This window comes from Roseicyclus sp., from assembly GCF_052168335.1.
GTDB lineage: Bacteria > Pseudomonadota > Alphaproteobacteria > Rhodobacterales > Rhodobacteraceae > Roseibacterium.
Map to the genome: position 1 here is coordinate 1 of NZ_JBQLZP010000114.1, position 5,609 is coordinate 5,609.

7 protein-coding genes are annotated in these 5,609 nt (G+C 70.3%); 5 read left to right on the forward strand and 2 right to left on the reverse strand.

What is annotated here, in order from left to right:
• The 3 genes from ACTS11_RS03610 to ACTS11_RS03620 form a co-directional block, all read left to right on the forward strand.
• Positions 1-381: alpha-E domain-containing protein (locus ACTS11_RS03610; RefSeq protein ID WP_442638976.1), on the forward strand; the 381-nt coding region annotated here is incomplete at its 5' end.
• A 6-nt stretch (positions 382-387) separates the two neighbouring features.
• On the forward strand, positions 388-1,191 hold the full coding sequence (locus ACTS11_RS03615) for a transglutaminase family protein (RefSeq protein WP_442638977.1): 804 nt from the start codon (positions 388-390) through the stop codon (positions 1,189-1,191).
• A 44-nt stretch (positions 1,192-1,235) separates the two neighbouring features.
• Positions 1,236-1,976, forward strand: coding sequence for a peptidase (locus ACTS11_RS03620; protein ID WP_442638978.1), 741 nt, complete (start codon positions 1,236-1,238; stop codon positions 1,974-1,976).
• A 102-nt stretch (positions 1,977-2,078) separates the two neighbouring features.
• Here the strand turns inward: ACTS11_RS03620 and ACTS11_RS03625 are convergent, their stop codons facing one another.
• Entirely contained in the window at positions 2,079-3,257 is a 1,179-nt protein-coding gene (locus ACTS11_RS03625) for an FAD-dependent monooxygenase (protein ID WP_442638979.1), read from the reverse strand.
• A gap of 125 nt (positions 3,258-3,382) precedes the next feature.
• Positions 3,383-3,805, reverse strand: a complete 423-nt coding sequence (gene dksA / locus ACTS11_RS03630; RefSeq protein WP_442638980.1) for an RNA polymerase-binding protein DksA — start codon at positions 3,803-3,805, stop codon at positions 3,383-3,385.
• 238 nt (positions 3,806-4,043) lie between these two features.
• Between dksA and ACTS11_RS03635 the strand changes: the two genes are divergently transcribed.
• Both ACTS11_RS03635 and ACTS11_RS03640 read left to right on the forward strand, forming a co-directional pair.
• Entirely contained in the window at positions 4,044-4,883 is an 840-nt protein-coding gene (locus tag ACTS11_RS03635; protein WP_442638981.1) for an AAA family ATPase, read from the forward strand.
• Between the two features lie 161 nt (positions 4,884-5,044).
• The gene (locus ACTS11_RS03640) at positions 5,045-5,494 is read left to right on the forward strand and encodes a GNAT family N-acetyltransferase (protein ID WP_442638982.1); all 450 of its coding nucleotides are present in this window, start codon (positions 5,045-5,047) and stop codon (positions 5,492-5,494) included.
• The last annotated feature ends 115 nt before the right edge of the window (positions 5,495-5,609 follow it).

The following is a 5,609-nucleotide window of genomic DNA, read 5'->3' on the forward strand; positions in this document are numbered from 1 at the left end:
AGCCAGATCGGCTCCTCCCTAGACAACGTCCAGTGGGAGACGATCCTGCGCTCGGTCGCGGGCCAGCGCGCCTATCGGTGGATCACGCAAGGGGAATCGAGCCCCATGGGCATCGCGGACTTCCTCATCTTCGACGGGCGGATGCCGCGCTCGCTGCGCTTCTCGGTCTCGAAGATCTCGACCAACCTCTCCTATATCGGCAGCGGCTACGGCGTGCGCCATCCGAGCCACGACCAGATCGAGGTCATCAAGGCGCGGCTCGACGGCTTGACCATCGAGCGCGTCTTCGAGGACGGTCTGCACGAGTTCATCACCGACTTCCTTACCGACATCGCCCGGCTGGGGCACCAGATCGAAAAGGACTACCGGTTCCTCGGTTGACCGAACATGCGCCTCAGGATCCTGCACACCACGACCTATCACTTCGACCAGCCGGTGCCCTACGGGCTCCAGCAGCTCAGGCTGATCCCCAAGAGCCGGACGGGTCAGGCCGTGGTGTCCTGGGACATGCAGATCGAGGGCGGCACGAGGCAGACGGAGTTCAACGACCACCACCAGAACCGCGTGACGCTCATCTCCTTCGACCCGCAGGCGACCTCGATCGTCGTTCATTGCGAGGGCGAGGTGGAGACGGCGGACCTGCACGGCGTCGTGGGCAAGCACGCGGGCTTCGCGCCGCTGTGGTTCTTCCGCCGGTCCACGGAGCTGACGCGGGCGGGGCAGAACGTGCGCCGCCTCGCGAAGGGCCTGCGCGAGGAGGAGGAGGCCGACATCCCGCGGCTCCACGCGCTGTCCGCGCGCATCCTGGCGGAAGTGCCCTGGGAGACGGGGACGACCCATGCCGCCACCACCGCCGAGGAAGCGGTGGATCACGGGCGCGGCGTCTGCCAGGACCACGCGCACATCTTCGTCGCCGCCGCGCGGTCCATGGGATACCCCGCGCGCTACGTCTCGGGCTACCTGATGATGGAGGACCGCATCCACCAGGACGCGAGCCACGCCTGGGCCGAGGCGCATGTGGACGGCGTGGGCTGGGTCGGCTTCGACATCTCGAACGGGATCTCGCCCGACGCCCGCTACGTGCGCGTGGCCACGGGCCTCGACTACCGCGAGGCGGCGCCGGTCTCGGGGCTGCGCTTCGGCCAGGGGGGCGAGGCCTTGTCCATCGACATCCAGGTGCAGCAGCAGTAGGTCTTGGCGGGGACGACGGGCCGGGGACTCGGGGCAGGGAAAACATGACCTATTGCGTGGGGCTGAAGCTCAATCGCGGGCTGGTGCTCATGTCGGACACCCGCACCAACGCGGGCGTCGACAACATCTCGGTCTTCCGCAAGATGTTCCTCTGGGAGGCGGAGGGCGAGCGCTCGGTCACGCTGATGACGGCGGGCAACCTCGCCACGACGCAGGCCGTGGTGAGCCTGCTGAACGAGCGCGCGAAACCGGCGGAGGAACGCGGCGCGCCGTCGATCCTCGAGGCGCCCTCGATGTTCCAGGTGGCGCGGCTGGTGGGCGAGACGCTGCGCGAGGTGATCTCGCAGCAATCGGGGCGCGACGGGCCGCAGGCCGACAGCCCCTTCTCGGCGACGCTGATCCTGGGCGGGCAGGTGCGGGGCGGCGAGCCGCGCCTCTTCATGATCTATCCCGAGGGCAACTTCATCGAGGCGAGCCGCGACACGCCCTTCTTCCAGATCGGCGAGACGAAATACGGCAAGCCGATCCTGGTGCGCGCCTACGACCCGGACATGAGCTTCGAGGACGCGGTGAAGCTCCTGATGCTGAGCTTCGATTCGACCATCAAGGCCAATCTCTCGGTCGGCCTGCCGCTCGACCTGCACATCTACGAGGCGGACGGGTTCCGCCACGGGCTCCTGCGCCGGATCGAGCGGGACGACGCCTATTTCGAGACGATCTCCTCGGGCTGGGGCGAGGCGCTCAGGGAGGCGTTCCGGCAGATGCCGCCCTATTCGCTCGACTGACGGGGTTTCGTCCGCTGCGCGGCCGACCCGTGCGAGGGGGCCGTCTGCCCCCTCGCGCTCCCCCGAGCGGTATTTGAGGAAAGATGAAGGGCGCGGCCGGGCTCAGGCGCGGGTGACGTCGTGGCCGTGGAGCCAGTCGTAGCGGCCGGTGACGAGATGCGGCGCGGTGCGGGCGGCGAGGCGGAGCGCGGTGTGGGCGGCGACGCGCAGCGGGCCCGGGCGCAGGTGGTAGTTCGTGGCGTTCGCCTCGGCGGCGGCGACGATGCGGGCGCAGCGCGGGCGGCGGAGGCTCGCGTAGGCGGCGAGCGCCGCGGCCTCCTCCGGATCGGTCGCGAGGGCGCGGGCGAGCACCCAGGCGTCCTCGAGCGCCATGTTGGCGCCCTGGGCGAGGAAGGGGAGCGTCGGGTGCGCCGCGTCGCCGAGGAGCGCGAGGCGCCCCGCGGCCCAGACCGGCGCGACCGGGTGGCGGAAGAGGCCCCAGAGGTTCACCGTCTCGACCCGGTCGAGGAGCGCGCGCACCTCGGGGCAGAAGTCGCGGAAGGCGCGGCGCAGGGTATCGGGCGCGTCGGTGTGGTGCCAGCCCTCGGCGGCCCAGGCGTCGCGTTCCTCGACGGCGACGATGTTGACGAGACGGGGGCGCCCGCCCCGCCCCCGGAGCGGGTAGCGGACGAGGTGGCGGCCCGGCCCCATGAAGACATGCGCCTCGGCCGGGAGCGTGCCGTCCTCGGGGAGGGTCGCGCGCCAGGCCACCTGGCCGGTGAACCAGGGCCGCGATTTCGGGTTGAGGGCGGCGCGGGCGGGCGAGGAGAGGCCGTCGGCGGCGATGACGAGGCCGTGGTCCTCCTCCGTTCCGTCGGCGAGGGTCAGGCGGGTGCCCTCGGCCCCGGGGGTGACGGCCGCGACGCGGGTGCCGAGGCGGAAGGTCACGCCCGCCTCCCGCGCGGCGCCGGCCAGCACGTCGACGAGGTCGGCGCGGTGGACGAAGTGGCAGGGCCGGTCGGCGCGCGCCAGTGGCAGGGCGAAGACCTCGGCGCCCCGGCGGAAGTCGCGGAGCCGGACGGCGGCGGAGCGCGGCGAGAGGGCGGCGACCGCTTCGTCGAGGCCCAGCGCCTTCAGCACGACCCAGCCGTTCGGGCCGATCTGGATGCCGGCGCCGACCTCGGTCAGCTCGGGCGCCTGCTCGATCACCGTCACCGGGGCGCCGTGCCGCGCCAGCGCGAGGGACGCGGCGAGCCCGCCGATCCCGCCGCCGATCACCGTCACGGTCCTGCCTGCAAGCATCCTGTGCATCGTTCCCTGAACAGACAAAGGGCGCCCCCCTTGGGACGCCCTCCGGATACCGCCGCGGCGCGCGGGCCGCGCGCGGTCAGACGTCGCGGCCGGACCTCGCTGCCAGCCTCACGCGATCAGTCGTCGCGGTGGACCTTCTCGCGGCGCTCGTGGCGCTCCTGCGCCTCGAGGCTCATGGTGGCGATGGGGCGCGCGTCGAGGCGCTTGAGCGAGATCGGCTCGCCGGTGACCTCGCAGTAGCCGTATTCGCCCTCCTCGATCCGGCGCAGCGCGGAGTCGATCTTGGCGATGAGCTTGCGCTGGCGGTCGCGGGTGCGCAACTCCAGCGCCCGGTCCGTCTCCTCCGAGGCGCGGTCGGCCACGTCGGGGATGTTGCGCGTGCCGTCCTGCAGCGTCTCGACGGTCAGGCGGCTCTCCTCGAGGAGGTCGTGCTTCCAGGAGAGGAGCTTGCGGCGGAAATACTCGAGCTGTCGCTCCTTCATGAACGGTTCGTCCTCGGCGGGACGGTAGTCCTCAGGCAGAAAGACTTCGGCTTTCATGTTGCTCCCCTCACCGGAGCCGGTTGCGATCAACGGGTCTGGCATGAAATCCCCTCCGGTCTCCGGCGCCCGATTACAAGACCGGACCCGGATTGTCACCACCCTTGTGCGCGGAGCGCCTTGAAACTCATCGTCCACGGGCATGGACACTTGAAAAACAGGCGCTTGGCGCGCGAGGCTGGACTTCGGAGCGGCCCGGGCCTAGGTCGGGTCGAGCCGTTCGACTGGGAGGCCAGAGATGCGCTTCGAAGGCACGTCCGACTACGTCGCCACCGACGACCTGACGGTGGCCGTGAACGCCGCGGTGACGCTCGAGCGGCCGCTTCTGGTGAAGGGGGAGCCGGGCACCGGCAAGACCGAGCTGGCCCGGCAGGTCGCCCGCGCGCTCGGGCTGCCGATCCTCGAATGGCACGTGAAATCGACGACGCGCGCGCAGCAGGGCCTCTACGAATACGACGCGGTCAGCCGGCTCAGGGACAGCCAGCTCGGCGACGAGCGGGTGCACGACGTCCGCAACTACATCCGCAAGGGCAAGCTCTGGCAGGCCTTCGAATCGGAGGGCAAGTCCGTCCTGCTGATCGACGAGATCGACAAGGCCGACATCGAGTTCCCCAACGACCTCCTGCAGGAGCTCGACCGGATGGAGTTCTTCGTCTACGAGACCGGCGAGACGATCCGGGCCCGCACGCGGCCCATCGTCATCATCACCTCGAACAACGAGAAGGAGTTGCCGGACGCCTTCCTCAGGCGCTGCTTCTTCCACTACATCCGCTTCCCGGACCTCGAGACGATGAAGGCCATCGTCGAGGTGCATTTCCCCGGCATCAGGCAGCAGCTCCTGGCCACGGCGCTGACGCAGTTCTACGAGATCCGCGAGCAGCAGGGGCTGAAGAAGAAGCCCTCGACCTCGGAGGTGCTGGACTGGCTGAAGCTGCTGCTGGCCGAGGATCTGAGCCCCGAGGACCTGCGCCGCGACGGGGCGAGCGCGCTGCCGAAGCTCCACGGCGCGCTCCTGAAGAACGAGCAGGACGTGGCGCTGTTCGAGCGGCTCGCCTTCATGGCGCGGCGGCAGCGCTGATCCCGACGCGCCGGCCACACCCGGCCGCATTTCTGGCGGGCCATGGCCGGGAAAAGGCTGCCTTGTTCACGGAATGATGCCAAACTGCGTCGATAAGGCGGGCCGTAAGAGTTCGCGAAACGATCGAGAGGCGGGCCCAGCGGGTCCGGGCAGGTTGCGGATTGAGTGACGACATCGAGATCCGCCCCCTCGGAGAGGGGGATCGCGACGAGTGGGCGCGGCTCTGGCGCGACTACCTCGCCTTCTACCGCACCGAGCGGCCCGGGAGCGTCTTCGAGACGACCTTCGCCCGTTACACCGATCCCGCGCGCACGGACATGCTGGGCTGGATCGCGCGGACCGGCCGGGGTGCGGTCGGCCTCGTCCATGTCATCGTGCATTCCCATGGCTGGCAGGAGGCGCCCGTGACCTATCTCCACGACCTCTATGCCGATCCGTCGGTGCGCGGGCGGGGCGTCGGGCGCAGGCTGATCGAGACGGTCCATGCCGACGCGGACCGCGCCGGGCGGCCTTCGGTCTACTGGCTGACGCAGACCGGCAACGCGACGGCGCGGCAGCTCTACGACCGGATCGCGGTCGCGACCGACTTCATGAAGTACACCCGGACGTGACCCGCATCATGGCCGCCCTGCCCCGCCGTCTCCTCCGGGTCGCCGCCATGCTGGCCGCGCTGTCGGCCTGCGCCCCCGCCCCGCCGGTCACCAGCGTCGCCGAGCGCCGGATCGA

Coding starts and splice junctions, on each gene's coding strand:
- ACTS11_RS03620 (WP_442638978.1), top strand. CDS start 1,236: ATGACCTATTGCGTGGGGCTGAAGCTCAATCGCGGGCTGGTGCTCATG.
- ACTS11_RS03625 (WP_442638979.1), bottom strand. CDS start 3,257: ATGCTTGCAGGCAGGACCGTGACGGTGATCGGCGGCGGGATCGGCGGG.
- ACTS11_RS03615 (WP_442638977.1), top strand. CDS start 388: ATGCGCCTCAGGATCCTGCACACCACGACCTATCACTTCGACCAGCCG.
- dksA (WP_442638980.1), bottom strand. CDS start 3,805: ATGAAAGCCGAAGTCTTTCTGCCTGAGGACTACCGTCCCGCCGAGGAC.
- ACTS11_RS03635 (WP_442638981.1), top strand. CDS start 4,044: ATGCGCTTCGAAGGCACGTCCGACTACGTCGCCACCGACGACCTGACG.